25 protein-coding genes are annotated in these 24,804 nt (G+C 66.9%); 11 read left to right on the top strand and 14 right to left on the bottom strand.

Features of this window, described 5'->3' with window-relative positions:
* Window positions 1-30 precede the first annotated feature (30 nt).
* The 3 genes from cysQ to galE are packed head-to-tail and all read left to right on the top strand — an operon-like array spanning window position 31 to window position 2,643.
* Entirely contained in the window at window positions 31-822 is a 792-nt protein-coding gene (cysQ, locus tag WG921_RS13500) for a 3'(2'),5'-bisphosphate nucleotidase CysQ (protein WP_340109769.1), read from the top strand.
* Window positions 823-825: 3 nt separating this feature from the next.
* Entirely contained in the window at window positions 826-1,620 is a 795-nt protein-coding gene (locus tag WG921_RS13495; RefSeq protein WP_340109768.1) for a 3-deoxy-manno-octulosonate cytidylyltransferase, read from the top strand.
* A 33-nt stretch (window positions 1,621-1,653) separates the two neighbouring features.
* Window positions 1,654-2,643: a UDP-glucose 4-epimerase GalE gene (gene galE / locus WG921_RS13490; RefSeq protein WP_340109767.1), complete on the top strand. Its 990-nt coding sequence runs from the start codon at window positions 1,654-1,656 to the stop codon at window positions 2,641-2,643.
* Between the two features lie 40 nt (window positions 2,644-2,683).
* Here the strand turns inward: galE and WG921_RS13485 are convergent, their stop codons facing one another.
* The 7 genes from WG921_RS13485 to WG921_RS13455 all read right to left on the bottom strand — a co-directional run bounded on the left by WG921_RS13485 (window position 2,684) and on the right by WG921_RS13455 (window position 10,173).
* Window positions 2,684-4,297, bottom strand: coding sequence for a TRAP transporter large permease (locus WG921_RS13485; protein ID WP_340109766.1), 1,614 nt, complete (start codon window positions 4,295-4,297; stop codon window positions 2,684-2,686).
* A gap of 3 nt (window positions 4,298-4,300) precedes the next feature.
* Complete coding sequence (locus WG921_RS13480; RefSeq protein WP_340109765.1) at window positions 4,301-4,966, bottom strand: TRAP transporter small permease subunit; 666 nt, start codon at window positions 4,964-4,966, stop codon at window positions 4,301-4,303.
* A 135-nt stretch (window positions 4,967-5,101) separates the two neighbouring features.
* On the bottom strand, window positions 5,102-6,163 hold the full coding sequence (locus WG921_RS13475; RefSeq protein WP_340109764.1) for a TRAP transporter substrate-binding protein: 1,062 nt from the start codon (window positions 6,161-6,163) through the stop codon (window positions 5,102-5,104).
* Between the two features lie 172 nt (window positions 6,164-6,335).
* Window positions 6,336-7,379, bottom strand: a complete 1,044-nt coding sequence (locus WG921_RS13470) for a cyclase family protein (protein ID WP_340109763.1) — start codon at window positions 7,377-7,379, stop codon at window positions 6,336-6,338.
* A 259-nt stretch (window positions 7,380-7,638) separates the two neighbouring features.
* Entirely contained in the window at window positions 7,639-8,841 is a 1,203-nt protein-coding gene (gene pcaF, locus WG921_RS13465; RefSeq protein WP_340109762.1) for a 3-oxoadipyl-CoA thiolase, read from the bottom strand.
* 141 nt (window positions 8,842-8,982) lie between these two features.
* Entirely contained in the window at window positions 8,983-9,426 is a 444-nt protein-coding gene (locus WG921_RS13460; protein WP_340109761.1) for a YtoQ family protein, read from the bottom strand.
* Between the two features lie 90 nt (window positions 9,427-9,516).
* On the bottom strand, window positions 9,517-10,173 hold the full coding sequence (locus WG921_RS13455; RefSeq protein ID WP_340109760.1) for a helix-turn-helix transcriptional regulator: 657 nt from the start codon (window positions 10,171-10,173) through the stop codon (window positions 9,517-9,519).
* 178 nt (window positions 10,174-10,351) lie between these two features.
* Between WG921_RS13455 and WG921_RS13450 the strand changes: the two genes are divergently transcribed.
* Window positions 10,352-10,942 (top strand): isopropylmalate isomerase, encoded by a 591-nt coding sequence (locus WG921_RS13450; RefSeq protein WP_340109759.1) that lies wholly within the window; start codon window positions 10,352-10,354, stop codon window positions 10,940-10,942.
* A 139-nt stretch (window positions 10,943-11,081) separates the two neighbouring features.
* Here the strand turns inward: WG921_RS13450 and WG921_RS13445 are convergent, their stop codons facing one another.
* From WG921_RS13445 to WG921_RS13430, 4 genes are all read right to left on the bottom strand, one after another.
* Window positions 11,082-11,642, bottom strand: coding sequence for a VPLPA-CTERM sorting domain-containing protein (locus WG921_RS13445; RefSeq protein ID WP_340109758.1), 561 nt, complete (start codon window positions 11,640-11,642; stop codon window positions 11,082-11,084).
* A gap of 246 nt (window positions 11,643-11,888) precedes the next feature.
* Window positions 11,889-13,397, bottom strand: coding sequence for a tripartite tricarboxylate transporter permease (locus tag WG921_RS13440; protein ID WP_340109757.1), 1,509 nt, complete (start codon window positions 13,395-13,397; stop codon window positions 11,889-11,891).
* Between the two features lie 3 nt (window positions 13,398-13,400).
* Window positions 13,401-13,832: a tripartite tricarboxylate transporter TctB family protein gene (locus WG921_RS13435; protein WP_340109756.1), complete on the bottom strand. Its 432-nt coding sequence runs from the start codon at window positions 13,830-13,832 to the stop codon at window positions 13,401-13,403.
* Entirely contained in the window at window positions 13,829-14,806 is a 978-nt protein-coding gene (locus WG921_RS13430) for a Bug family tripartite tricarboxylate transporter substrate binding protein (protein WP_340109755.1), read from the bottom strand. The genes WG921_RS13435 and WG921_RS13430 overlap by 4 nt, the downstream gene beginning before the upstream one ends.
* Window positions 14,807-14,955: 149 nt before the next feature.
* Here WG921_RS13430 and WG921_RS13425 point away from each other — a divergent pair, with 149 nt between their 5' ends.
* Both WG921_RS13425 and WG921_RS13420 read left to right on the top strand, forming a co-directional pair.
* The gene (locus tag WG921_RS13425; protein ID WP_340109754.1) at window positions 14,956-15,915 is read left to right on the top strand and encodes a hydroxymethylglutaryl-CoA lyase; all 960 of its coding nucleotides are present in this window, start codon (window positions 14,956-14,958) and stop codon (window positions 15,913-15,915) included.
* Window positions 15,908-17,119 carry a CaiB/BaiF CoA transferase family protein gene (locus WG921_RS13420; RefSeq protein WP_340109753.1) on the top strand — a complete coding sequence of 404 codons (1,212 nt, stop codon included), beginning with the start codon at window positions 15,908-15,910 and terminating at the stop codon, window positions 17,117-17,119. Before WG921_RS13425 ends, WG921_RS13420 begins: the two co-directional genes overlap by 8 nt.
* Window positions 17,120-17,155: 36 nt before the next feature.
* Here WG921_RS13420 and WG921_RS13415 read toward each other — a convergent pair whose 3' ends face one another.
* Entirely contained in the window at window positions 17,156-18,007 is an 852-nt protein-coding gene (locus WG921_RS13415; protein ID WP_340109752.1) for a universal stress protein, read from the bottom strand.
* Window positions 18,008-18,018: 11 nt separating this feature from the next.
* Window positions 18,019-19,515 (bottom strand): SulP family inorganic anion transporter, encoded by a 1,497-nt coding sequence (locus WG921_RS13410; RefSeq protein ID WP_340109751.1) that lies wholly within the window; start codon window positions 19,513-19,515, stop codon window positions 18,019-18,021.
* A 307-nt stretch (window positions 19,516-19,822) separates the two neighbouring features.
* Here WG921_RS13410 and WG921_RS13405 point away from each other — a divergent pair, with 307 nt between their 5' ends.
* Window positions 19,823-20,182, top strand: coding sequence for a hypothetical protein (locus WG921_RS13405; RefSeq protein WP_340109750.1), 360 nt, complete (start codon window positions 19,823-19,825; stop codon window positions 20,180-20,182).
* A gap of 34 nt (window positions 20,183-20,216) precedes the next feature.
* Here the strand turns inward: WG921_RS13405 and WG921_RS13400 are convergent, their stop codons facing one another.
* Complete coding sequence (locus WG921_RS13400) at window positions 20,217-20,705, bottom strand: ureidoglycolate lyase (protein ID WP_340109749.1); 489 nt, start codon at window positions 20,703-20,705, stop codon at window positions 20,217-20,219.
* Between the two features lie 234 nt (window positions 20,706-20,939).
* Between WG921_RS13400 and WG921_RS13395 the strand changes: the two genes are divergently transcribed.
* The 4 genes from WG921_RS13395 (at window position 20,940) to WG921_RS13380 (ending at window position 24,802) form a co-directional block, all read left to right on the top strand.
* Window positions 20,940-21,554, top strand: a complete 615-nt coding sequence (locus WG921_RS13395) for a polysaccharide biosynthesis/export family protein (RefSeq protein ID WP_340109748.1) — start codon at window positions 20,940-20,942, stop codon at window positions 21,552-21,554.
* 15 nt (window positions 21,555-21,569) lie between these two features.
* A complete protein-coding gene (locus tag WG921_RS13390; RefSeq protein ID WP_340109747.1) occupies window positions 21,570-22,769 on the top strand; it encodes a hypothetical protein in 1,200 nt (399 codons plus the stop codon).
* A 154-nt stretch (window positions 22,770-22,923) separates the two neighbouring features.
* The gene (locus tag WG921_RS13385; protein ID WP_340109746.1) at window positions 22,924-24,378 is read left to right on the top strand and encodes an undecaprenyl-phosphate glucose phosphotransferase; all 1,455 of its coding nucleotides are present in this window, start codon (window positions 22,924-22,926) and stop codon (window positions 24,376-24,378) included.
* A 157-nt stretch (window positions 24,379-24,535) separates the two neighbouring features.
* Window positions 24,536-24,802: a spike base protein, RCAP_Rcc01079 family gene (locus WG921_RS13380; RefSeq protein ID WP_340109745.1), complete on the top strand. Its 267-nt coding sequence runs from the start codon at window positions 24,536-24,538 to the stop codon at window positions 24,800-24,802.
* Window positions 24,803-24,804: the final 2 nt, after the last annotated feature.

The raw sequence follows: 24,804 nt of genomic DNA, 5'->3' as shown, positions 1-24,804 counted from the left end.
TACCTGTGAAAAGTCCGAAAAGGAGCGTCAATGCCGCACCATGTCGAAGCCGTTTTCCGCCGCCTCGCTCTCGCGGCGGGCGGCGAGATCATGGAGATCTACGGCGAGGACGATTTCGGCGTCGAGATGAAAGCCGACAACAGCCCGGTCACGCGCGCCGACCTCGCCGCCGACAAGGTGATTCATGAAGGTTTGCGCGCGGCCTTTCCGGATATCCAGATCGTCACCGAAGAGCGCGCGGCGAACCATGACGGCGCGCGCGAGGCGAAGTTCATCCTTGTCGATCCGCTGGATGGCACCAAGGAATTCGTGAAGCGGGGCGGCGATTTCACCGTGAACATCGCGCTGATCGAAAATGGCGCGCCCGTCGCCGGCGTGGTGTACGCGCCCGCGAAGGGACGGCTGTTCCAGACCCTCGACGCGGGCGGCGCCGTGGAGGAGACAGGGGACTTCGCCGCCACGCCCGGCCCGCGCCGCCAATTGCAGGTCGCGACGCCGGACAACGACGCGCTGACCGTCGTCGCGTCGGCCTCGCACCGGGACCGGGCGACCGACGATTATATCGCGCGTTACCGGGTCGGCGCGTTCCGGCCCGCCGGCTCGTCGCTGAAATTCTGTCTCGTCGCGGCGGGCGAAGCGGATTTCTATCCGCGTCTCGGCCGGACCATGGAATGGGATACGGCCGCCGGCCACGCGGTGCTGGCCGCTGCGGGCGGGCGCGTGGTGAGAATGGATGCGCCGGACCAGCCGCTGCGCTACGGCAAGCCGGGCGCCGACAATCCCCATTTCATCGCCTATGCGCCCGGCGTGCGGCTGATCTGAACGATGGCGGCCACGATCTTCATCCCGGCGCGCTACGCCTCGAGCCGGTTCCCCGGCAAGCCGCTCGCGCCGCTTCGCGGCCCGGACGGCGTGACGAAGAGCCTGATCCGGCGGACATGGGAGGCCGCGATGAAGGTCTCCGGCGCGGCCCGCGTCGCGGTGGCCACGGATGACGAACGGATCGCCTCCCATGTCGCGGCCTTCGGCGCCGAGGTCGTGATGACTTCGCCCGCCGCGCGCAACGGCACTGAACGCTGCGCGGAGGCCGCGGCCGGCGCCGCCCCGGACGACATCATCGTCAACCTTCAGGGCGATGCGCCGCTGACGCCGCCATGGTTCGTCGAGGCGCTCGTGGCCGCGATGGAGGCGGCGCCGGACTGCGCCATGGCGACGCCGGTTCTGCGCTGCGACGCCGCCGCCTTGCGGGGGTTTCAGGCCGATCGCGCGGCCGGGCGCGTCGGCGGCACGACGGCGGTGATGCGCCCTGACCGCCGCGCGCTCTATTTCTCCAAGGAGGTGCTGCCGTTCACGCCCCCCGATTGGACCGGCGCGCCGCCCGAGGTCTGGCATCATGTCGGCGTCTACGCGTATCGTCCGGCGGCGCTCAAGGCGTATCTGGCATGGCCGGAAGGCGCGCTGGAGCGCCGTGAGGGGCTGGAGCAGCTCAGATTCCTCGAAAACGGCGCGGAGATCCTCTGCGTCGAGGTGGAGGCGCGCGGCGCGGTGTTCTGGGAGTTGAACAACCCGGAAGACACGCCCCGGATCGAAGCCGCGCTGGCCGGGCGCGCAGTCGCATGATCCCGCGCGCGGCCAACGAAGGAGGGCGGCGCGATGGATAAGACGGGGGCGACGGTTCTGGTCACTGGCGGCGCCGGGTATATCGGCTCCCATGCGTGCAGGCTGTTGAAGGCGGCGGGGCATCGCCCGGTCGTGTTCGACAATCTGAGCACGGGCTGGCGGGAGGCGGCGAAGTTCGGGCCGCTGATCGAGGGCGATCTTCTCGATCCGGCGGCGCTTCGCGCGGCTTTCGAGGCGGCGCGCCCCGATGCGGTGATGCATTTCGCCGCGCTATCCAATGTCGGCGAGAGCGTGGCGCACCCCGCGCTCTACTGGCGGAACAACGTCGTCGGCTCGCTCAACCTTCTGGACGCGATGCGCGCCGCCGATGTGCGGCGGCTGGTCTTCTCCTCCACCTGCGCGACATATGGCGAGGCGGTCGCGGAATTGACGGAGGATCATCCGCAGAATCCGATCAACCCCTACGGCCGGACGAAGCTGACCGTCGAACGGATGATCGGCGACTATGCGAGCCACGGGATCGCCGCCGTCGTCTTCCGCTATTTCAACGTGGCGGGCGCGGATCCGGCGGCCGGCATCGGCGAGCAGCATGAGCCGGAGACGCATCTCGCGCCGCTCGTCCTCGACGCGATCGCCGGCGCGCGGCCCGCCATCGTCGTCAACGGCGCGGATTACGAGACCCCGGACGGAACCTGCATTCGCGATTATCTTCATGTCCTCGACCTCGCCCAGGCGCATGTCCTCGGGCTCGATCATCTTCTGGCGGGCGGTGGGGCGCTGACCCTCAACCTTGGAACCGGGCGCGGGTTCTCGGTGAAGGAGGTGATCCACGCCGCCGAAGCCGCGACAGGGCTGCGCGCGCCGGTGCGGGTCGGTCCGCGGCGGCCGGGCGATCCGCCGCGGCTCGTCTGCGGCGGATCGCGCGCCGAAGCCGCGCTCGGCTGGCGGCCGCGCCGCTCGACGATGGCGGAGATGCTGGCCGACGCCTGGGCGTGGCGGACGATGGCGCGTTATCGCAATTGAGACCGCGCGCCGCGCCCGGCCTTTCCGGCCGGGGCGGGCCTCACTCAAACACCAGCGAGGGCAGGTAGAGCGCGAGGCTCGGGAATTCCAGAACCAGCGCGAGCCCGACAATCTGAAGCAGCACGAAAGGAATGATCCCGAGATAAATCTCCTGCATCTTCACCGAACCCGGCGCGACCCCCTTCATGTAGAAGAGCGCGAAGCCGAAAGGCGGAGTCAGGAAGGACGTTTGCAGATTCACCGACACCAGGATCGCGAACCAGTAGATCACCTGCGCCTGTAGCGCCTCGAGCGCGGCGGCGTTTGTGGGGTCGGCGTAGCCGAGATGGTCGGCGAACGCGGGCGCGACGGTGCGGATGATCGGCGCGAAGACCGGCAGGATGATCAGCGTGATCTCCAGAAAGTCGAAGAAGAACCCCATCAGGAAAATCGTGCCCATCAGAACGAAGAGCAGCGGCCAGGGCCCAAGATCCATCCATTCGATCAATTCGATGATCAGGTCTTCGCCGTAGACGTTCCGGAACACCGTGGAGAACGCCGTCGCGCCGACATAGATGAAGAAGATCATCGAGTTGATCAGGACGGTGCGGATGATCACCGATTTCAGAACGTCATAGGTCAGCGTCCGGTGGATCGCCGCGAGCAGAATGGCGCCGAAAGCGCCGACGCCCGCGGCTTCGGTCGGCGTCGCCCAGCCGGCGAAGATCGAGCCGAGCACCATCACGATCAGGAAGATCGGCGGCACGAACCCCAGAAGAATGCCGCCAAGGAGGGTGGAGCCCTCCATTTTCCCGATCCACATCGCGGCGAGGAAGATCGTCAGAAAGGCGACGAACGGCCAGTTCATGCTGGCGCCGCCGAGATCGGCGGAGACGCCGAAATAGGCGACCGCGACCGCGACCGCGGCGATGGCGAAGAAAAGCAGCACGCGCGGCCTGCTGCTCGGCAGAAGATGGATCTCCGATTTCTTCATCGACGGCGCCTTGGACGGCGCCAGCGTCGCAAAGACGATGATATAGACGAAATAGAGACTTGAGAGCAGGAGCCCCGGCAGGATCGCGCCGATGAAGAGATTGCCGACCGAAACGGCGAGCAGGTTCGCCATCAGGACCAGCATGATCGATGGCGGGATCAGGATGCCGAGCGTCGATGAGGCGGCGATCGTGCCGGTGGCGAGCGCGGGCGAATAGCCGCGCGCCAGCATCGCCGGAAGCGCGAGAAGCGTGATCATCACCACCGAGGCGCCGATGATCCCGGTCGTCGCGGCCATGATCGTGCCCATCAGGGTGACCGAAAGCGCGAGGCCGCCGGGTATCCGCCGCAACATGATCTGAAGAATGTGGAGGAGGTCCTCCGCGACCTTCGATTTCTCCAGCATCGTGCCCATGAACACGAAACAGGGGATCGCGACGAGGATCGGATTGTGCGCCGCCCCAGAGGAGCCGCCGCCCCAGGCCCGCGTGACGATCTGATAGAAGACGGGCCAATCCAGAAATTCGAGATGGATCGCCCAGATCGCGAACAGCGTCGAGACCCCGCCAAGCGCGAAGCCGACCGGCATGCCCGTGAAGAGCATCAGAGCCAACGCCAGGAACATGTAGGCGCCGATATAGACGTAGAGATGGTCGTAGACGACCTGCCAAAGCTCAAGCATGGGTCAGAGTTCCTCGGCTTCGGCGCGAAGCGCGGCTTCGGCGGCGAGGCGCGCGGCCTCCAGTTCGGCGTAGTCGTCGGCGAAGATCTCAAGCGCCTCGATCGCGGCCTTCTCGTCGAACTCGGAGCCGAAGAGATAGACGACGAGGCGGCCCAGGGTGGCGATTACCGCCAGCAGGGTGAGGGCGAACCCGACCGGCATGAAGAACTTGATGAACCAGCGCCAGTTCAGGCCGGTCACGGATTCGGAATGTTCGTTCTGTATCCAGGAGACGTGGAACAGCTCCCAGCCGTAGACCATCATCAGAATGAGGAAGGGGAGGCCGAGGACGAGAAGCCCGACCAGTTCGAGCCACCCCTGTTTCCGGCGCGGCAGCAATTCGCGAAAGACATCCACCCGGACGTGCGCGTTGGTGAGATAGCCGAAGCCGAAGCTCAGAAGCAGCATCGCGGCATGCAGGTGCCATTGCAGATCCTGCATGATCGTCGAAATGGAGTACCCGTAGTCGATGGTGAAATCGGCGAAGAAGTTCTGCGTCACTCCGATCTTTCGCGTCGTCACGTCGAACATGATGACGGCGATCAGCGGCAGCATCAGCCAGCCGACCGCCTTGCCGGCCGCGCGCGCGACCACGTCGAGCGCGGCGGAGATGTCGAGAATGGTTCTCATGGGCCTGCTTGTCTTGCCGCTGCGGGTCTGGCGGGGGCGGGGGCCTGGGCTCTCAGGCGAAAGCGTCGACAAACGCGCGGGGGTTCGGCCGAAGACGCGGGCGCGCGCATGATCCGCGCCCGCGTCATGGGTGTGTCACCGTTTGAGATAGCCGCGGTCGCCCCAGACCTTGTACTTCTCGTGGAAGGAGGCGTAGCTCTCCCAGATGCGCGCGACGTCCGGGTTGGCCGCGATTTCCGTCTCCAGGACCTCTTCCCAGGCGCCGCGGAAGGCGTCGAGCATCTCGTCCGGCCAGACCATGTTGGTGACGCCGGCCGCTTCGTTGTCCAGCATCGCCTGGAACTGGGACGCTTCCCCATCGGCCAGCTCATAGCCGACATTGGCGGCGCAGGCGGTTTCGAACATCGCCTGATATTCTTCCGGAAGCTTGTTCCAGGCGTCCATGTTGACCAGGAATTCGGTCGTGGTCGCCTGCTGGTGCCAGCCGGGGAAGTAATTGTATTTGGCGATCTGGGCGAAGCCGAGGTCGCGGTCGATCGCCGGCATCGAGAATTCCGTCGCGTCGATGGTGCCGAGCTCGAGCGCGGGATAGATGTCGCCCGCCGCCAGAAGCTGGGTCGAGACGCCGAATTTCTGCATCACGAGCGCGCCCATGCCGTAGAAGCGCATCTTGAGGCCCTTGAGGTCGTCGATGCTTTCGATCGGCTCGCGGAACCAGCCGGAGGTCTCCGGCGGGATCATTCCGCAGAGGAAGAACTTGATATTGTCCCGCCCGTAATACTCCTCCGCCAGCTCGTTGCCGCCGCCATACATCATCCAGGCGAGATATTCGCTTGGTCCGGGGCCGAAGGGCCAGGAGCCGAAGAAGGCGTAGGCGGAGTTCTTGCCGACGTTGAAGCCCGGCGTGCCGTACGCGACCTCGAACGCGCCCTGGCTGATCGGGTCGTAATAGGCCGCGCCGCCCGCGAGGGCGCCCGGCTCGAACACCTTGATGTCGAAATCGCCGCCGGACATCTTGTGAACCTGATCGGCGACATAGGTCGGCACCCGGCCGAGCACGGCGAGATTGGTTCCGTAGGCGGAATGCATCTTCCAGCGAACCTTCGGGCCCGCATCGGCGGCTCCCGGCGCGAAGGCGAGCGCCAGGGCGGCGACTGTCGCCGCGGCTCCGAGCTTCGTGAGGAGGGTCGGTCGCATATTGTGGTCTCCCTGATTGCGTTTCGTTCTCGACGCCTGACGACGTCTTTATTTGTTTCTGCGAGGGATTAACCGGGATCAAACGCGCCCTGTCAATCCGTGATCCCGCCGGTCGCGGTGAATTCTCCGCCGGCGGGGGGCCGGCGGAGGCCTGTTTCCGGGAGGCGTCCGGTCAGTAGAGCGCGATCGGATTGCCGGGGGAGCCGGTGGCGCCCTTCATCTTCAGCGGCGACCAGACGAAGAGGAACTCATAGGCCTTGTCGGCGACGAGCTGGCTGAGGTCCAGATTCTCGATGTTCCAGACGCCGCGCTTCGTTTGCAGGTTGAGGTGGCACTCGAATGGGTCGCCCGGGTTCTCGCCCGGCACGGCCTCGGTCGCCCAGGTGTCGGCGCCGGTCAGGATGATCTTCCGCTCGGCCATGTATTCGCAGGCGGAGAGCCCGAATCCCGGCTCGCCGGATTTGAACTCCTCGGCGCGCCGGGCCTTCTCCGCCGCGTCGAACGTGTCCCAGTTCGTCGGGTGCCAGAGGTCGCCGTGGCCGGTGTAGAGGAAGACGCAGTCGCCCTCGCCGAGCGGGGCGACGCCTTGCGCCTCGATCATCGCCTTCACGTCCGCGTCGCTGACGATGCCGGGATCGCCGACGCCGCCCTTCGGGATCGGCAGCTGGCCGCCCTTGTACGCGACCGCGTCCAGCAGGACGCCGCGGCAGACGAAGCCCTTGTCGGCCACATGCTCGACGCCGAGCGGGCCCATGCCGTAGGCGTTGATCGAGGGGTCGTCTTCAAGGATGCGGCCGTTATAGAAGAACGTGCCCTTCGAGGTGATGACGCCGATATGGCCGGGGCCGTCGAACTGGGTGCCGATCTGGCCGATCTCGGCGGCCAGATATTCGTCGTTGTAGACCAGCTGATGATCGCCGTAGGGGCCGCCGGTCGGCAGGCCGGGGATCGTCATCCGCCAGACGCGGCTGCCGAAGTTCGGCGCGTCGCCGGCGTAGATCTTGCCGAGGGTGGCGACCTTGCCCTGTTTCACGAGGCCGACGGCCTTCATCACCATCTCGGGCGTGGTGCGGTTCACGGAGCCGGCGGTGTCGTCCGCGCCCCATTCGCTCGGCGCCCAGTTCTCGGTCAGGGGCTTGTCGTTGACCCCTTGCGCGTCGGCCTGAAAAGCGAAGGCGGCGGCGGCGGCGAATGTGAGAATCTTCGTCAACGTCATGTGCGTCTCCCTCTCCCAGCGGCCGCGCCTTTCCGGGGGAGGAGGGCGCGGGCGATGGCGTTCCTGGGGCGCCCCTCATGGTTGAGCGCCATGTCGGGAGGGTAGCCGGAGGGAGAGCGATCTCAAAGCGATTCCGCCCCGCGCGGGGCGCGGGGCGGAGAGGATATCGCGCGTTATCGCGTGCGATAACTTTCCTATCTTGTTGTTATTACAGTGTTTCCTGTTTTGCGTTAACCGGATATCAACTTATCGCGGCGGCTCAGGCGGCCTCCATCATCAAGGCGATGCCCTGGCCGACGCCGATGCACATGGTGCAGAGCGCGCGTTTCAGACCGCGTTCGCGCAGCTCGATCGCGGCGGTGAGCGCGAGCCGGGCGCCCGACATGCCGAGCGGATGGCCGAGCGCGATGGCGCCGCCATTGGGGTTCACATGCTCGGCGTCGTCGGGGAGGCCGAGCTGGCGCATCACCGCGAGGCCCTGCGCCGCGAACGCCTCGTTCAGCTCCACGATGTCGATCTCGCCGATGGAGAGGCCGAGCCGCGCCATCAGCTTCTCCGAGGCGGGCGCCGGCCCCATGCCCATGATCCGGGGCGGAACCCCGGCGACGGCCATGCCGGTGACGCGGGCGATGGGCGTGAGCCCGTATTTCTCCACCGCCGCGGCCGAGGCGACGATCAGCGCGGCGGCGCCGTCATTGACGCCGGAGGCGTTGCCGGCGGTCACGGTGCCGCCCTCGCGGAACGGGGTCGGGAGCGCGGCGAGCTTCTCCAGCGTGGTCTCGCGCGGGTGCTCGTCATGCTCGACGAGGATCGGGTCGCCCTTGCGCCGGGGAACGGAGACCGGGGCGATCTCCATGGCGAAGCGGCCGCTGGCGCGGGCGGCGAGGGCGCGTTGCTGGCTCCGGAGGGCGAAGGCGTCCTGATCGGCGCGGCTGATCTGGAATTCGGCGGCGACGTTCTCGGCCGTCTCCGGCATCGAATCGACGCCGTATTCGGCCTTCATCCGCTTGTTGACGAAGCGCCAGCCGATGGTGGTGTCATAGATCTCGGCCCGGCGGGAGAAGGCGGAATCCGGCTTCGCCTGCACGAAGGGGGCGCGCGACATGCTCTCGACGCCGCCGGCGATGATCACCTCGGCCTCGCCGCCGCGGATCGCCTGCGCCGCGAGCCCGAGCGCGTTGAGGCCGGAGCCGCAAAGCCGGTTGATCGTGGCGCCGGGCACGGTGTCCGGCAGGCCGGCCAGCAGCGCGGCCATGCGCGCGACGTTGCGGTTGTCCTCGCCGGCCTGGTTGGCGTCGCCGAAGATCACGTCGTCGATGGCGGCGCCGGGCAGGTTCGGCGCGCGGGCCATCAGCGCGCGGATCGCGTGCGCGCCAAGATCATCGGTGCGGATCGACGAGAGCGCGCCGCCATAGCGCCCGATCGGCGTGCGCACGCCCTCGCAGAGAAAAGCTTCCTTCATCTCGTGTCCCTCCGGTTGGTTCCAGGCGCGAGCCGCTGCGCCGCCCCGCCTTTCTCCGCGTTAACGGCGGCGGGGTAAAGGCCCGCGGGGCCGAATCGGCGCCTCCCCGGCGCGGCGCGTTCAGCGCGCCCCGCCCCCCGCTCAGAGCGTCGACGCGGTGACGTAGCGCAGCGCCCGCGCCACCTCGCCCGGCGTCCGCGCGACGGCGTTGGCGGCGGCGTCCACCTCCTTCAGCGCATGATCGTGCTCGGGCGGATGGAGGGTGATGATCGGCTTGCCGAGCGCCGCGGCGTAGCCCGCGTCGAACGCCGCGTTCCATTGCTTGTATTTCTCGCCGAAGCAGACGACCAGCACGTCGCACCGCTCGATCCCGGTGCGGGTGCGGACCGCGTTCAGAAGCGCGCCCTTGCGGTCATGCCAGAACTTGTCCGCCTCCGCCCCGAAGATCTCGACCCCGCAATCGTCCGAGGCGGCGTGATCGGTCACCGGCCCCGCCCATTCGATATCGAGCCCGTCGCAGGCCGCGATGATCGCGTCGCGCCAATCGGAATGAATCTCGCCGGCCAGATACACGTTCAGGTCCATTGCAAATGCTCCTTTTCCCGTGGGTGTGAGAGGTTTGGGGGCTTTGTCGGCGGTATTGGCGGCGGGGTAAAGGGGTGCGGGGGGCCGCGATCAGCGACCGCCAGTCGGCGATCCGCGAGACGCAAGAAAATCCAGAAATTGCGCCACCTGACGCGTGTCTTCTTCGTCAAGTTCTCGAACGCGCCGCACGAGAGATTCGCAGACGTCATACGGCCTGAGTTCGCCGCCGTTGATCAGGTAGTGCTCCGATACGCCGAGAGCCTGCGAGACCGCGAGCAGATCCGGGCCATTGGGCTTTGAGTCGGGCCTGACGAACCACCGATTGAGCCGATGGTACGGAATGTCTGTCGCTCGCGCCAAATCGGCGCGAGACATACGTAGCTTATCGAGAAGCGCGGTTAACCTGTTGGCGAAGCCACTCATTTCCATCGCGTGAGCGGTAACGCCAGACTTGGCGGCTACAGTCTGGCGTGAATTGCGAATGATCGTTTCAATGGCCGTGCGGGTCGCCGGAGCGAGGCCGTGAATCGCGGAGGTGAGCGCCCTTGCCTCAGGATCGTCGTTGGAATCAAAAAGATCTGAGACAGAGACACTTAGCGCTCTCGCGACGGCTACCAACGTGCTCAGGCGAGGATTGCCCTTGCCGTTCTCCAGTTCAGAAACCGTAGCGACACGAATGTCGGCGGATTCTGCAAGCTTCGCTTGTCCCCAGCGGCGCTCGGCCCGCAGATATTTTATTCGATTCATCTGCGGTCGCTTTTCGTGCAGGGAGGGGCTTAGTCTAGGCACAGTATACCGAAATTTGTCTGTCGACGGAATATCTCACGGCGAGAGCAAAGGTCGGCTCGTTCATCGCGGTGAGAATGCGCCCGCTTTTGTCTGACCGTTCGCTCGGCGCCACGACAATCCCGGACTGGAACATGGTTTGAAGATAGCCGACCTTGCAGCCTGCGTTTTCTCGACCTGGTCGCCGACCATCGGCGACCCGACCGTGATGGGCTGGGCGACCGTGGCCGCCTATCTCGCGGCGGGGGTGTTGGCGGCGCTGGTTGTCCGGGGGCTCGCCGGGAGAGAGCGGGTGTTCTGGCTGGGGCTGACGGCGCTTCTTCTCGCGCTGGCGGTCAACAAGCAGCTCGATCTGCAATCGGCGTTGACGGCCGCGGGCCGGTGCGTGGCCAAGGCTCAAGGCTGGTATGGCGAGCGCCGGCCTTTTCAGGTCAGGGTCATCTTCTCGATCATCGGGGCGAGCCTGTTGGCGGCGGCGGCGCTGACCTGGACGATGCGGCGGGAGCTGGCCGATATGTGGCTTGCGCTGATCGGGCTGGTCTTCCTGCTCGCGTTCATCGCCATTCGCGCCGCCGGATTCCACCATTTCGACCAGTTCCTAGGCTATGAGATCGGCGGGGTTCGCATGAATTGGCTGATGGAGCTTGGCGGCGTCGCGATGATCGCCCTGAACGCGCTGCATCTGCTTTTGCGGCGGCTCAAGCGCCGCGAGATCAGCGACTTCCGGTGAAGCTGTCGCTTGGGCGCGGCGCGGATATCGCCCGCGCCCTTGCGTCCGCTCCCGAACCAGAGGCGAGGCGGGCGGGCGTGAAAAACGGCGCCCCTCGCGAGGCGCCGTTTCCGTTGGCGTGTTCGATTTCAGCGGCCGGTCAGGCTCTGCGGCGGCGGCCGACGAATGCGAGGCCGCCGATCGCCGCGAGCAGGAGCGGCAGCGCGGCGGGCAGCGGCACCGCCGAGACGGTCCCGTTGTAGTAGATCGACGCGTGCGACAGGCCCTTGGACGATGTCCAAAGCCCGGACAGGGGCGTCAGGTCGTCGAGGTCCAGCAGGAATGCGCCGAAGCCGTTGCCCGCCTTCAAGGTGATCGCGACGTTCAGGAGGCCGGCGACCGAGCTGATGGTCCAGTCGCCGGACTTGGCGCCGTTGGTCGGCGCGTCGGTGAATCTAATCGCGTCGTCGCCGTCCGCGCCGTCGTTCTTGTCGGCGAGAACCCAGCCGGTCATGCCGAACAGCGAAAAGTCGCTGTCGATCTGGTTGGTGTCGTTCCCGGTGAAGCACGCCGCCGCCGTGGCGTCGGACAGCATGAACGTCGCTCCTGAGTTGCCGCTGCCGCTCATGCATGTCTGCGTCGCCGCGCTTGCGCCGCCAGCCGCGCCGCACGCCAGCATCGCCGCCGCCAGGCCGGCGGCCGATAATCTTCCATAACTCATTGAGTTGATCCCCATCAGTTCCGCCCCATCGATAAGCGGATGGGGCCAACGCCTACTTTCGAAGTTCACAAGTCGAAACGGAACAAACGCTACAAGAATCCCTTTCGCGAGGATTTAGCGCGAATCTGGCCTTTTTTCAAGTCGATATCGCCCCAAAAGCGCCTGAATTCGAGGTGAATACTACTGAGAGTTGTTAAGATTCGTGAGCGCAACGCGCCTTCGGCGCCCCCGGCGGGCGCCCGAAGGTCAATCCCCCAGCGCCGGCGCGCGGGGCTTGGCGCGGCGCGTCGACAGCCAGATCGAGAGGCCGAGGAACGCGGCGGTCACGGCGTAGAGCGAGAGCGCGATCGGGCTGGAGACCAGCACGGTCCAGTCCCCGCCCGAGATCGACAGCGCCCGGCGGAGATTGTTCTCCATGTCCACGCCCAGCAGGAGGCCCAGCACCACCGGCACCAGCGACACGTCCAGCTTGCGCAGCACGAAGCCCAGCACGCCGAACGCGACCATCACCAGCAGATCGGTGGGCGAGCGGCTGATGGCGTAGATGCCGATGAAGCTGATCGCCACCACGAAGGGCATCAGGAACCAGGCCGGCAGGCGCATCAGCCGGGTGAAGACGCCGATCAGCGGAATGTTGAGGATCAAAAGCGCGATGTTCGCCAGATAGAGCGAGGCGATCAGCCCCCAGACCAGGCCCGGCTGACGCTCGAACAGGAGCGGGCCGGGCTGCACGTTGAGCGAGATCAGCATCGCCAGCATCACCGCCGTGGTGCCTGAGCCCGGCACCCCCAGCGTCAGCATCGGGATCAGCGCGCCGCCCGAGGCGGCGTTGTTCCCGGCCTCGGGGGCGGCGACGCCGCGCGGGTCGCCCTTGCCGAAGGTTCCGTCCTTGTCGTTGAGGCGCTTTTCCGCCGTATAGGACATCACCGCGCCGAGCGACGCGCCCGCGCCCGGCAGCAATCCGGCGATGAACCCGATCCCCGAGCCGCGCAGACTCGCGCCGAACGCGCCCCGGAGCGTGGACCAGCGCGGCAGCACGCGGCCGATCTGCGGCAGCAGCTTTTCGCGGAGCGGGCTCTCCATGAACATCAGGATCTCGGAGATCGCGAACAGCCCGACCAGCGCCACGATCACGTCGAACCCGTCGTAAAACTGGTAGAGGCCGAACGTGTAGCGCGCCACGCCGGTGCCCGGGTCCAGCCCCACGGCGCCCAGCATCAGCCCGAGCATCGCCGCCAGCAAGGTCTTGCGCGGGTCCACGCCGCCGATGCCGCCGATGGTGGCGAAGGCCATGATGTAGAGCGCGAAATAGTCGGCCGGCCCGAAATAGATCGCGGCCTTGGCCAGCAGCGGCGCGAACAGCGTCAGCCCGACGGTCGCCAGCGTCGCCCCGATGAACGAGGCGACGCCCGAAATCGCCAGCGCCTCGGGCGCCTTGCCCGCGCGCGCCATCGGATAGCCGTCGAGCGTGGTCATGATCGCCGGCTCGTCGCCGGGGATGTTCAGCATGATCGAGCTGATCCGCCCGCCATACATGCAGCCGTAATAGACGGCGCTGAGCAGGATCAGCGACGAGGTGGCGTCAAGGCCGAAGGCGAAGGTGAGCGGAATCAGGATCGCCACGCCATTGACCGGGCCGAGCCCCGGCAGCGCCCCGATCAGCGTGCCGACGAAACAGCCGGCGAGGATCAACGTCAGGTTCAGCGGCAGGAGCGCGACGCCGAACCCGTCTATGAGGAGTGAAACCGTCTCCATGCGTCAGCTCAGCCACGATCCGGCCAGCGGCAGCGGCAGCCCGAGCACCCGGTCGAACAAGAGCCAGAGCGCCGGCGCGACGGCGGCGCCGGAGAGCAGCGCCGCGCGCGGCGGCGCGCGCATCAGCAGCGCCAGCGCCGCGATGGCGAGCAAGGTGGAGAGGACGAAGCCCAGCGGCTCGAGCAACAGCGCATAGCCGAGCAGCACCGCCAGCGCCGCCCCCTGCCGAAGAAGCCGGCCGCCGCGCGCCCACTCGGGCTCGGGCCCCGGCCAGATGACCAGCAGCGCGCTCAGCGCCATCGCCGGGACGCCGATGATCCGCGGAAAGGCCGCAGGGCCGAGCGGGTCTCCGAAACCCGCCGTGTACCCGCCCGCCAACCAGACATAGACGCCCGATATGACGAACAGGATCAGCCCTGCGACCCGGTCGCTCACTTGATGACGCCGATCTCGCGCGAGATTTCCGCCATCGTCTCGTCCTGCTCCGCCACGTAAGCGACGAATTCGTCGCCGCCGCGCCAGATCGGGATCAGCCCGCTCGAGGTCGCGGCCGTCTTCCACTCTTCCGAGTCGTAGAGCGTCTTCAGATCGTCGACCCATTTCTGATAGGCCTCGTCCGAGACGTCGCCGCCGGTGTAGAAGCCGCGCCAGTTGTAGCCGGTGACGTCATAGCCCTGGCTGATCGCGGTGGGGATGTCCGGAAAGGCGGGGATCGGGTCGTCCGACAGGGCGGCGAGGATCTTGATGTCGCCGGATTCGACGAAGCCCGCGATCTCGCCGAGATCGGTCGAGACCGCATCGACCTGTCCGCCCAGCATCTGGGTCACGGCGGGGCCGCCCCCGTCGAACTGGACCCAGCGCAGCTTGTTCAGCTCCGCGACGCCGCCGGCCTGCGCCAGCTGCAACAGGCGGATATGATCCCAGCCGCCCGCGCCGCTGGAGCCTGCGGTCACGACGGAGGTCGGGTCCGCCTTCATCGCCGCCAGCAGATCGGCGGTGGTGGCGTATTCGCTGTCGGCGGGGACCGCGATCACGCCCACATCCGCGCCGAGCATCGCGATGAACCGCATGTCGTCCACGCCGCCGGGGTATTTGCCCTGGGCGATCTGGGTGATTCCCACGGTCGAGGTCGCGACCAGCAGGTCGGGATCGTCGGCGCGTTTGGAGGCGACATTGGCGAAGGCCACCGCGCCCACGCCGCCGGGCATGTTGACCACCTGGACGTTGCCGTCGACGATGGCGAGCTCGGTCAGCAGCCGCCCCACGGTGCGGCAGGTGAAATCCCATCCGCCCCCGGGGTCCGCCGGCGCGATGCATTCGACGGCGGCCTGCGCGGGCGCGGCCTGTAGCGACAGCGCGAGCAGCGTCGCCGCCCCCAGCGATTGCAGTCCCGTAACGATCCTGCTCATGAGATCCTCCCTTTCAAGCGTCGCAGACGCGATGATCCGCGCATTCCTGCACATTTGCCGCGCGCTGACAACGCGCCGCGTGATTGATCCGGCGCGCCCGGGCTGCTACCCCGGCGGCGTATCCTGTTTCCATCTTCCGGAGGCCGCGGATGAGCCAATCTCCCCTGCATGAAACAGCGCCCCGCCGCGTCGAGATCACCGAGGTCGGCCCGCGCGACGGGCTGCAGTCGGAGGCGGTGTTCATCCCCACCGAGCGCAAGATCGACCTGGTCCGCGCGCTGATCGCCGCGGGGGCGCGCAGTTTCGAGATCACCTCCTTCGTCTCGCCCCGCGCGGTGCCCCAGCTTCGCGACGCCGAGGAGGTTCTGGCGGCGTTTCGCGAGCGCGACGGCGTCCACATGAGCGCGCTGGTCCCGAACGCGCGCGGGGCCGAACGCGCGGTCCGGGCCGGCGTGGACGCGATGGTGCTCTTCGCCTCGGCGTCGGAAAGCCATAACCGCAAGAACGTGAACGCCAGCCGCGCCGAGTCGCTGGCCGGGTTCGCGGAGGTGGTCCGCATCGCCGAGGCGGGCGGCGTCGCGGCGCAGGGCGCCATCGCCACCGCCTTCGGATGCCCGTTCGAGGGCGCGGTGCCGGTGGCCGACGTCGTGGAGATGGCGCGCGGATACCGCGATCTCGGCGTCACGCGCGTCACGCTTGGCGACACCACCGGCATGGCGACGCCGCCGCTGGTGGCGGAACGCTGCCGCGCCCTCCGCGCCGCGATCCCCGATATCGACATCGCCCTGCATTTCCACAACACGCGCGGCGTCGGGCTGGTCTGCGCGTGGGTGGGGCTGCAGGAGGGCGTCACGCGCTATGAATCCAGCATCGGCGGGCTTGGCGGCTGCCCGTTCGTGCCGCGCGCCACCGGCAATGTCTGCACCGAGGACCTGGCCTACATGCTGGCGGAAAGCGGCGTGGAGACGGGCCTCGATCTCGCCGGTCTGATCGCGGCGGCGCAACTGGCGGAGCGCATCGTCGGGCGCGAGCTGCCCGGGCAGGTGATGAAGGCCGGGCCGCGCCTGCAGACCGCCCCGATGGACTCGGCGCGCACGGCCCGTGGCTGAACCGGCGGCGCCGCTCGCCGGCATCCGGGTGATCGACCTGACGCGGGTTCTCTCGGGGCCGTTCTGCTCGATGCTGCTGGGCGATCTGGGGGCCGACGTGGTCAAGGTCGAATCGCCCGCCGGCGACCCTGTGCGCGCGCAGGGGGCCTTCCGCGACGGCCATTCCTGGTATTTCGCCGCGTTCAACCGCAACAAGCGGTCGGTGGTGCTGGATCTTTACACCGACGCGGGCAAGGAGGCGCTGCGCCGCCTGCTCGCGGACGCCGATGTGCTGGTCGAGAATTTTCGCCCCGGCACGCTCGCCAAGCTGGGGCTGGACGCCGAAACGCTGAACGCGCTCAATCCGCGCCTGATCGTGGCCAGCGTCAACGGCTATGGCTCGACCGGGCCTTACGCCGACCGCCCCGCCTTCGATTTCGTGGTGCAGGCGATGAGCGGTTTCATGGCCGTGAACGGCCCCGAGGGGTCGCCGCCGATGCGCACCGCGCTGCCGATCACCGACCTGGTGGCCGGGCTTTACGCGGCGCTGGCCGTCACGGCCGCCCTCCGCGGGCGCGACGTGAGCGGCAAGGGGCAGGCGGTCGAGGTGTCGCTGATGAACGCGATCATCAGCCTGATGGCCTATCTCGCCTCCGAGTATTTCGCGACCGGCCGCGCGCCCGTGCGCACCGGCAACGATCATCCGCTGGTCGCGCCCTACGGGCTCTACGCCGCCGCCGACGGCGAGATCGCGGTCGCGCCGTCGAACGACGCCATCCTGCGCCGCTTCCTGACGGTTCTGGGGCTGGAATGGCTGCTGGACGATCCGCGCTTCGACACCAATGAAAAACGCTTCGGCCGGCGCCCCGCCCTCAAGCGGCTGATCGAGGCGAAGCTGGCCGATCATGGAGGCGATCACTGGATCGAGCGGCTGAACGCCGCCGGGGTGCCGTGCGGGCGGGTGCAGGATTTCGATCAGGTGTTCTCCGACCCGCAGGTCCTGGCGCAGAACATGGCGATGGATGTCGAGCATCCGGGCCGCGGCCCGGTGCGGATGCTGGGCTTTCCGATGAAGTTCCACGCCACCCCCTGCACGGTCGCGCGCCCGGCGCCGCGGCTCGGATCCGACACCTTCGAGGCGCTGCGCGAGGTCGGCGTGGATCAGGGGACGCTCGACCGGCTGGCGGCGCAAGGGGCCTTCGGCGCCGATCCGCCCGAAGGCTGAACGCGGCGCCCGATCGCCCGGCCGCCGCCCGGGCCGTCACCGGTAGAGGAGCACCGGGATCCTCGCGGTCCGGATCATCTCCGTCGTCGTCGAGCCGATGATCAGGCTGCGGATCCGGCTGTGGCCGTAGGCGCCCATGACCAGAAGATTGAAGCCTTCGTTCTGAACCAGCGCGCCGAGAACCGCCCCCGGCTCGCCGGCGGCCGCGCGCGGCGCCGCGACGACGCCGGCGCCGCGAAGCGTCGCGACCGCTTCTTCGGCCGTGGCCAGGGCGCGGGCCTCGTCCTGGCCGATGCAGAGGACGCAGATGTCGAGATCCTTGAAGACGGGGCTCGTCGCCATGCGCCCGATGGCGGTTCTGGCGCTGGGGCTGCCGTCATAGGCGACGAGAACCCTGGAGATCGGCCGGAACTCGCGCGAGGCGACGAAAACCGGGACCTTCGAGGTGCGCGCGATCCGCTCCAGATTCGAGCCGAGATGCCCGGCGGCGAAGCCCGAGCCCTCGCCCCGCTTGCCGATGGTGATCGCGCGGATGTCCTGCTCCACCTCGCTGAGCGCCTCCAGAAGGTCGCCCTTGCGCAGCCGCAGGTTCACCTCCGGGACCCCGTCCCGCTCCAGGATGGCCTTCGCGTCCTCGAGAATGGCGTGGCCCTTGGCCTGGGCCAGCTTGGCCCGCTGCTCATCGAGAGCCGCGAGCTCCTGCAGCAGCGCCGACCGGGCGCCGAGGCGCAAGGCGCCCGAGAGGTCGGTTGAGGTCGCGCCTTCGCGGCGGCCGAGGACGTGCATCGCCTCGACGCCGGCGTTCAGCTTCTTCGCGATCCACGCCGTGTGGTGGCAGACGCTCTCGGAATAGGCGGAGCCGTCCAGCAGCGCGAGTATCTTGCTCATGTCGTTCCCCCTCAATGCCCCATCAGCGTGTCCACCGCGCCATGCTTGTCATGGATGGCGAGATTGTCGACGAGGGTTTCGGACGCTTCGTTCATGCCGACCACCTGAACATCCGCGCCCTCGCGGCGCAACTTGAGGATCGCCATGTCCAGCGCCTGAACCGAGCTGATATCCCAGATATGCGCCCGGCTGACGTCGATGATCACGCGGTCGAGCGCCTCGCGGAAATCGAACGCGTTCGCGAAATCCTCGGCCGATCCGTAGAAAAGCTGCCCCTCGAGCACATAGGTCCGCTCGCGCCCGTCGGCGGAGAGGGTCGAGGATACGCGGAACAGCTGGGCGATCTTTCCGGCGAAGAAGATCCCGGAGAGCAGCACGCCGACCAGCACGCCGATGGCGAGATTGTGGGTGTAGACCACGGTGGCCACCGTCGCGATCATCACGATGGACGACGAGCGCGGATGCGTTCTCAGATTCTTGATCGAGGACCAGGAGAAGGTGCCGATGGAGACCATGATCATGATGGCGACCAGCGCCGGCATCGGAATCCGCGCCACAAGGTCGCCGAGCCCGACGATCAGGACCAGGAGGAACGCGCCCGCCGTGAACGCCGACAGGCGCCCGCGTCCGCCGGATTTCACGTTGATGATCGACTGGCCGATCATGGCGCAGCCGGCCATCCCGCCGATGAACCCCGTCGCCGTGTTGGCGACGCCCTGACCGATGCATTCCATGTTCCGGCTGGATTTGGTGTCGGTCAGATCGTCGACGATGTTCTGGGTCATCAGGCTTTCGAGGAGCCCGACGACCGCGACGCCCGCCGAATAGGGGAAGATGATCAGCAGGGTCTCGAAGGTCAGCGGCACCTCGGGGATCAGGAAGACCGGCAACGTGTCCGGCAGCGCCCCCATGTCCCCCACGGTGCGGACGTCCCAGCCCATGACCACCACCACCACGGTCAGCACGATGATGGTGACGAGCGGCGAGGGCACCGCGGTCGTGATGCGCGGAAAGAGGTAGATGATGGCCAGCCCCGCCGCCAGAAGCGCGAAGGTCAGCCAGGTGACGCCGGGATTGTTCAGGTTCAGCTCCGGGAGCTGCGCCATGAAGATGAGGAGGGCCAGCGCGTTCACGAAGCCGGTCATCACCGATTTCGACACGTAGCGCATGAAGCGGCCGAGCTTGAGCAGGCCGGCGCCGATCTGAAGCAGCCCCGCGAGGACGGTGGCCGCGAGCAGATATTCGAGGCCGTACTCCTTCACCAGCGTCACCATGAGGACGGCGGTGGCGGCGGTGGCGGCCGAGATCATGCCGGGCCGCCCGCCGGTGAAGGCGATGATCACCGCGATCGAGAAGGAGGCGTAGAGCCCCACTTTCGGGTCCACGCCGGCGATGATGGAGAAGGCGATCGCCTCGGGAATCAGCGCCAGAGCGACGACGACGCCCGCCAGCACATCGCCGCGGATATTGCCGAACCATTGGCGGCGGTAGTCGGAGAGTGAGATCATGAAAGTCCAATACCCTTTGTCGAAATGTCTTTCGCAAGACGCTCCGGCAGTGCGATGTGTGCATGTTTCAGGGGGCGCCCGGCGGGTCGGCGGCCGAATGAGCCGCCTGAGTTTCGCCGGATCCTTACGCTATCTGCGCCGCATAGACGTGAATTCCCGCGAAATCTCAAGAGCCAAATATGCGGCGGCGGCTCGGTTCGGGCGTTCTGGGGCGCGTCGGCGGACGTTGACCCGGCGCCGGGCCGGGCGCAGGATCGCGCGCGGCTGACGGCGCCTGGGCGGCCAGCCGGCTCAGGGAGCGCACGCCATGTTCACCACCCGCATCATCGTCGCCATCGTCGTGGCGGGCGTCGCCGGCGCGATCGCAAACTCGATCGCGATCATGCTGGCGTTCGGCGCGCCGCTCGCCCCGCTGATCCTCAGCTTCGGGCGCGAGGCGGTGGCGATCATCGTCGCCGCCCTGCTGGCGCCGATCTTCGTCCGGATGTCCGGGGCGCAGGCCTGGGCGGCGGCGCTCGCGGCGCTGACGGTGATTCCCTCGATCCTCGCCAAGACGGTGTTCGGCGCGACGGCGCCCTGGCTTTGGGTGCTGGGGCTCAACTTCGTCTACGCCCTTGCGGCGACGGTGGTTTACGTCGCGGCGACGCGGGGAGCGGCGCGGACGTGACGCGGGCGGGGCGCGCCTTGCGGCCCGCCCCTGTTCACTTGGCGCTCCCGATCAGCCACGGCGTCTCGAACCAGTGCTCCTCGAGATTGGCGCCGGGGCCGATGCGGTCGATCACCGCGAAGAGGCCCGGCGCGCTCAGCGGGGTCAGGACGCCGTGCCAGACGTTCGGGTGGAAGTTCACGCCCTCGCCCGGCGCGGTGAGGAAGGCCGCCGGCCGGCCCGGCGCGCCGGCCGCGTCTTCGGCGACGATCACCAGAAAGGGGCTGAGGCTCATCGGCAGGAACGCCTGCGAGCCTTCGGGATGGCGCTCCATCATCTCCAGCCGATAGGGAAGCGCGCGCGGCGCCGCGTCGAAGAGACTGACGCCGGCGCGCCCGTCGCCGAAATCCAGCCGGGCGAGATCATGGTGGCGCCCGCAAAGCCCCTGATTGATCAGCTTGTCGGGCTTCGCCTTCAGCCCGATCACGTCGCCGAACGGCGCGAACGCCGTCGCGCTGAGCGTGCGCGCCGCAATTCTCCTCATGGGGTGGCCCTCCGCGTTCGATCTCCGCCCGCCATCGGGCGGCGCCGCGCCGGATCCGCCGCCTGACGATCGCGCGCCGGGCGTTGTGGCAGATCGGCACTGCGAATCCGGTTTCCATTTCCAGGATAGTAAGTTGTGGTTGAGTCTTTGTGTATAATATGATCCAGAGTATGATCATTGTCGAATGTCCGTACGCAGGCCGGGATCGGCCTCTCGGATAGAGGGAGACCGTAAATGCCGCGATTTATCATCATGTCGTGCGCCTTCTTCGTCATGGCTTTCTTCGCTGCTTCTTCGCAAGCGCAGGTGGTCGAGCCGGGAGACGATCTCTATCGGCTCGCGCCCGGCGACAGCGTCGAGGTCACCGTTCTTGAGGATCCGTCGCTCAACCGCCAGGTTCTGATTTTGCCGGACGGGCGCATTTCGCTCCCCATCGCCGGAATGCTGACCGCCGAGGGCAAGACGCCCGAGGAGCTGGCGGCGCGCATCCGCGCCGGCCTCAGCGGGATCTTCGTCTCTCCGCCGACGGTCACCGTCTCCGCGATCGGCCTCAACGCGGGCGCCGGGGAGGAGATCCCGGAGGTCATCTATGTCGTCGGCGAAGTGCGCCAGCCCGGCGCGTATCCCTTCAAGAAGCCGATGACCGTGATGCAGACCCTCGCGCTCGCGGGCGGCCCCGGCCCCTTCGCCGCGCGGAGCCGCATCCAGATTCATCATTCCGCCGGCGGCGTGACGACGGTCGAGACTTTCGACTACGAGGCGCTCGAGGACGGCGAGATGGTCCCGCCGGGCCCGCTGCTCGCGGATGGAGATGTGATCGTCGTGCCCGAGCGCAGCCTGTTCGATTGAGCGCGGACCAGAGAAATGAACACCATCCGCCTCCGAGATCGGAGCCGCGCTCCGCTCATTGCGGCGGCCCTGATCGCGATGGCCGCGTTCCCCGCCGCGGCGGATGGGTGGTCCCTGTTCGCCACGCTCAGCCAGCGCTTTGAAGCCGACAGCAATCTGAGGCTCGATCCGGGGTCTCACGACCCCGCTTTCGGCTCCGTCACCACGGCCGGCCTCAACATCATCTCTCAGACGCCGCGCACCCGGCTGGAGATCAATCCGCAACTGACCGGGACCCTGTTCACCGGCTCCGACAACAGCGACTCAAACCAGATCAGCCCGAGGCTGGCCACGCGGGTCAGCCACCGGGTCGGAACGGTCGATCTGAGCGGCGGCCTCGTCGCGGATGTGCGGCCGACGACGTTCAGCGAGTTCGGCTTTCCCGATTCCGGCGTTCCCGATCTCGACCTGATCGATCGGGACGCCACCCAGATCTCGGTCCTGGGGAATCTCGGCGTCGGATACGACCTCGATCCGCGGACCCGGTTTACGTTCGACCCGATCGTCAACGTGATCCGGTACACCGATGACAGCGATTCCCTCTCCCCCAGCACCACGATCGGCGCCAATGCGGGGATATCGCACGGGATAAACGAGAGGATCGCCCTGCAGGGCGGGGTGGGCGTCAGGCGGATCGACATCGGCGGCGCGCAGGACTCCGACACCACCGTCGTCGATGTGAATGGCGGCGTCAGCGGGCAGATCACCCCGAGATTCTATCTGGACGGCCTGCTCGGCGCGAGCTTCCTCGACACCGAAGACGCCGCCGGCGACACCAGCACGGGGATCGGCTTCAACGCCAACGTCTCCGCGATCTATCAGGCGAGCGAAGACCTGAGCCTTTCGCTGACGGCGAGGCAGGGCGTGGAGCCGAGCTCGACCGGCGAACTGGAGACCCGGACCACGATCGGCGCGTCGGGCCGGTATCAGATCAATCGGCGCGAAGGCGTCGACATGGGGTTCGGATATTCGCGGCAGGTGTCCGCGTCGACGTTTTCGCAAAACAGCGATGAGCAGAACCAGCTTTACGCGTCGCTCGGCTACTCGCTGGCGGTGACGCCCGAAGTCACGGCGCGGGTCGGGTATCTGGGGCGATGGGTCCCGGATTCGAGCCGCGAGGCGATGTCTCACAAGGTGTTCGTCTCCTTTTCGCGAAGTTTCACGCTTTCTCCCTGAAGCCGATTGCGACGTGGGGGCGTCATGGGGTTCATTTCTAAATCGACGTTGATTGCCGGCGGCGTCGGCATGCGACATAAGGCGCTATGATATAGAGGTTTCATGATGTGGGTCGTCTGCGCGGCGATCGAGTGTGAATTTGGAGACGTTCCTGATGCCCGAACCGACGCCTCGCGCACCGGACACCGGCGATTTCGAACACAGCGGCCAGCGTTTTTCGGTCTCCCTCGTGCCAGGCGTGGTCGCGGTTCTCGATGCGATTCTGATCGCATGCGTCGCGTTTCAGACCTGCCGCTATTTCGTGATCCTGGGTGACGGACAGGCCAATCAGTATCTTTTCGCCACCGTCTTCATCTGCTTCATAACCTTTCTGCTGTTTCAGCGCGCCGGGCTTTACGAACTCGACGCGCTCATGCGGCCGATCCATTTCTCGGATGCGATCATCGCGGGGATCGTGACCGCGTTCCTGTTTTTCCTGACCGTCATCTTCGCATTGGACGATTCCGGGAAGTTCAACCTCAAATGGGTGATCGCGTTCGCCGGGTTCAGCATCGTCGCGATTCTGGCGATGCGCATGCTGGTCTATTTCACGCTCCGCCGCCTCGCCCGGTCGGGCCGGGGCAGCCGCAGCCTTGTCGTTCTCGGCGGCGGCGAGCAGGCGCGGCGCTTCCTGTCGCGGATCGACGAGGTTCAGCCGTATTTCACCAGGGTGATCGGCGTTTACGCCGACGACTCCGACGACGCCTCCGGCGAGATCGGCGGGCGCAGGATAGCGGGCGGCTCCGACCGGCTGCTCAAGGATGTTCGGGCCGGGCTGATCGACGATGTCGTCATCGCGCTGCCCTGGAATGAGGATCTGAAGCTGGTCCGGATCGTCGAGCAATTGAAGGAATTGCCCGTCAACGTCCATATCTCCAGCGATCTGGTCGGATTCCGGCTTCGGTTCCGGCCTGTTCTGGGCTCGCTGTCGCATCTGTCGATGTTCGAGGTCGAGCGCCGGCCGATTTCCGGCTGGAGCTCGCTCATGAAGAGCCTGGAGGATTATCTGTTCGCCAGCGTGGCGCTCCTGGCGTTCAGCCCGCTGCTGATCCTCGTGGCGATCGCGATCAAGATCGACGACCCCAAGGGGCCGGTTTTCTTCATGCAGAAGCGGCTCGGCTTCAACAACCGCGTGTTCAAGATCTACAAGTTCCGCTCCATGTATCAGTGCGGCGACGGGGATGGCGCGGTGCGGCAGGCGACGAAGGGCGACCCGCGCGTGACGCGGGTCGGCCGCATCATCCGCGCGACCTCGATCGACGAGTTGCCCCAGTTGCTGAATGTTCTGAACGGTTCGATGTCTCTGGTCGGGCCGCGCCCGCACGCGCTCAGCCATAACGAGGAATACGGGAGGCGAATCCGCGGCTACTTCACCCGGCACAAGGTGAAGCCGGGAATCACCGGTTGGGCGCAGGTGAACGGGCTTCGCGGCGAGACCGAGACGCTGGACATGATGGAGGAGCGCATCCGCTATGACATCTACTATGCGGAGAACTGGTCTCTTCTGTTCGACCTCAGAATTCTCTTCATGACGGGTTTTGTGCTTCTTTTCCAGAAGAGAGCCTACTGAATCTATTTTCATACTGCCCGCGCCGGCCGGATTGCGGCCGCTGTTGCGCGCAACGCGCGCTGGTATAAGAAAATATTAGCTCAATTTGTGAATAGTTCCGCCTTCTGAAGCTCGTCGCACGCTATCCCTCTAGCCGCGGCGCAATGGAGGCCGCAAGATGACCAACCCTTTTTCGCGCCGGTCCTCGGCTCTGTCCGGACCGGGAATCGATTACGCGCCGGTCACTCCGTCCGATACGGAGTCGTTGAAAGACGTCGCCATCGCCCTTTACGCCGAAATCGGCGGCACGATCGCGTTCGTCAGCCAGAAAGGTGAAAGCCGGACCGTGGCGGTGCCGGATTTCGGCTGGCTGCTTTGCGGCGTCAGGGCGGTTCACGCGACCGGGACGACCGCTGACGGGATCCACGCAGTCGTCGTCAGCTGAGG

Source organism: Paludibacillus litoralis (genome assembly GCF_037646705.1).
Lineage (GTDB): Bacteria > Pseudomonadota > Alphaproteobacteria > Rhodobacterales > Rhodobacteraceae > Pikeienuella > Pikeienuella litoralis.
Note: the sequence above shows the minus strand (reverse complement) of the source record. Positions and strands in the feature narration are given on the sequence as shown.

Coding starts and splice junctions, on each gene's coding strand:
- cysQ (WP_340109769.1), top strand. CDS start 31: ATGCCGCACCATGTCGAAGCCGTTTTCCGCCGCCTCGCTCTCGCGGCG.
- WG921_RS13495 (WP_340109768.1), top strand. CDS start 826: ATGGCGGCCACGATCTTCATCCCGGCGCGCTACGCCTCGAGCCGGTTC.
- galE (WP_340109767.1), top strand. CDS start 1,654: ATGGATAAGACGGGGGCGACGGTTCTGGTCACTGGCGGCGCCGGGTAT.
- WG921_RS13485 (WP_340109766.1), bottom strand. CDS start 4,297: ATGCTTGAGCTTTGGCAGGTCGTCTACGACCATCTCTACGTCTATATC.
- WG921_RS13480 (WP_340109765.1), bottom strand. CDS start 4,966: ATGAGAACCATTCTCGACATCTCCGCCGCGCTCGACGTGGTCGCGCGC.
- WG921_RS13475 (WP_340109764.1), bottom strand. CDS start 6,163: ATGCGACCGACCCTCCTCACGAAGCTCGGAGCCGCGGCGACAGTCGCC.
- WG921_RS13470 (WP_340109763.1), bottom strand. CDS start 7,379: ATGACGTTGACGAAGATTCTCACATTCGCCGCCGCCGCCGCCTTCGCT.
- pcaF (WP_340109762.1), bottom strand. CDS start 8,841: ATGAAGGAAGCTTTTCTCTGCGAGGGCGTGCGCACGCCGATCGGGCGC.
- WG921_RS13460 (WP_340109761.1), bottom strand. CDS start 9,426: ATGGACCTGAACGTGTATCTGGCCGGCGAGATTCATTCCGATTGGCGC.
- WG921_RS13455 (WP_340109760.1), bottom strand. CDS start 10,173: ATGAATCGAATAAAATATCTGCGGGCCGAGCGCCGCTGGGGACAAGCG.
- WG921_RS13445 (WP_340109758.1), bottom strand. CDS start 11,642: ATGAGTTATGGAAGATTATCGGCCGCCGGCCTGGCGGCGGCGATGCTG.
- WG921_RS13440 (WP_340109757.1), bottom strand. CDS start 13,397: ATGGAGACGGTTTCACTCCTCATAGACGGGTTCGGCGTCGCGCTCCTG.
- WG921_RS13430 (WP_340109755.1), bottom strand. CDS start 14,806: ATGAGCAGGATCGTTACGGGACTGCAATCGCTGGGGGCGGCGACGCTG.
- WG921_RS13425 (WP_340109754.1), top strand. CDS start 14,956: ATGAGCCAATCTCCCCTGCATGAAACAGCGCCCCGCCGCGTCGAGATC.
- WG921_RS13415 (WP_340109752.1), bottom strand. CDS start 18,007: ATGAGCAAGATACTCGCGCTGCTGGACGGCTCCGCCTATTCCGAGAGC.
- WG921_RS13410 (WP_340109751.1), bottom strand. CDS start 19,515: ATGATCTCACTCTCCGACTACCGCCGCCAATGGTTCGGCAATATCCGC.
- WG921_RS13405 (WP_340109750.1), top strand. CDS start 19,823: ATGTTCACCACCCGCATCATCGTCGCCATCGTCGTGGCGGGCGTCGCC.
- WG921_RS13400 (WP_340109749.1), bottom strand. CDS start 20,705: ATGAGGAGAATTGCGGCGCGCACGCTCAGCGCGACGGCGTTCGCGCCG.
- WG921_RS13395 (WP_340109748.1), top strand. CDS start 20,940: ATGCCGCGATTTATCATCATGTCGTGCGCCTTCTTCGTCATGGCTTTC.
- WG921_RS13390 (WP_340109747.1), top strand. CDS start 21,570: ATGAACACCATCCGCCTCCGAGATCGGAGCCGCGCTCCGCTCATTGCG.
- WG921_RS13385 (WP_340109746.1), top strand. CDS start 22,924: ATGCCCGAACCGACGCCTCGCGCACCGGACACCGGCGATTTCGAACAC.
- WG921_RS13380 (WP_340109745.1), top strand. CDS start 24,536: ATGACCAACCCTTTTTCGCGCCGGTCCTCGGCTCTGTCCGGACCGGGA.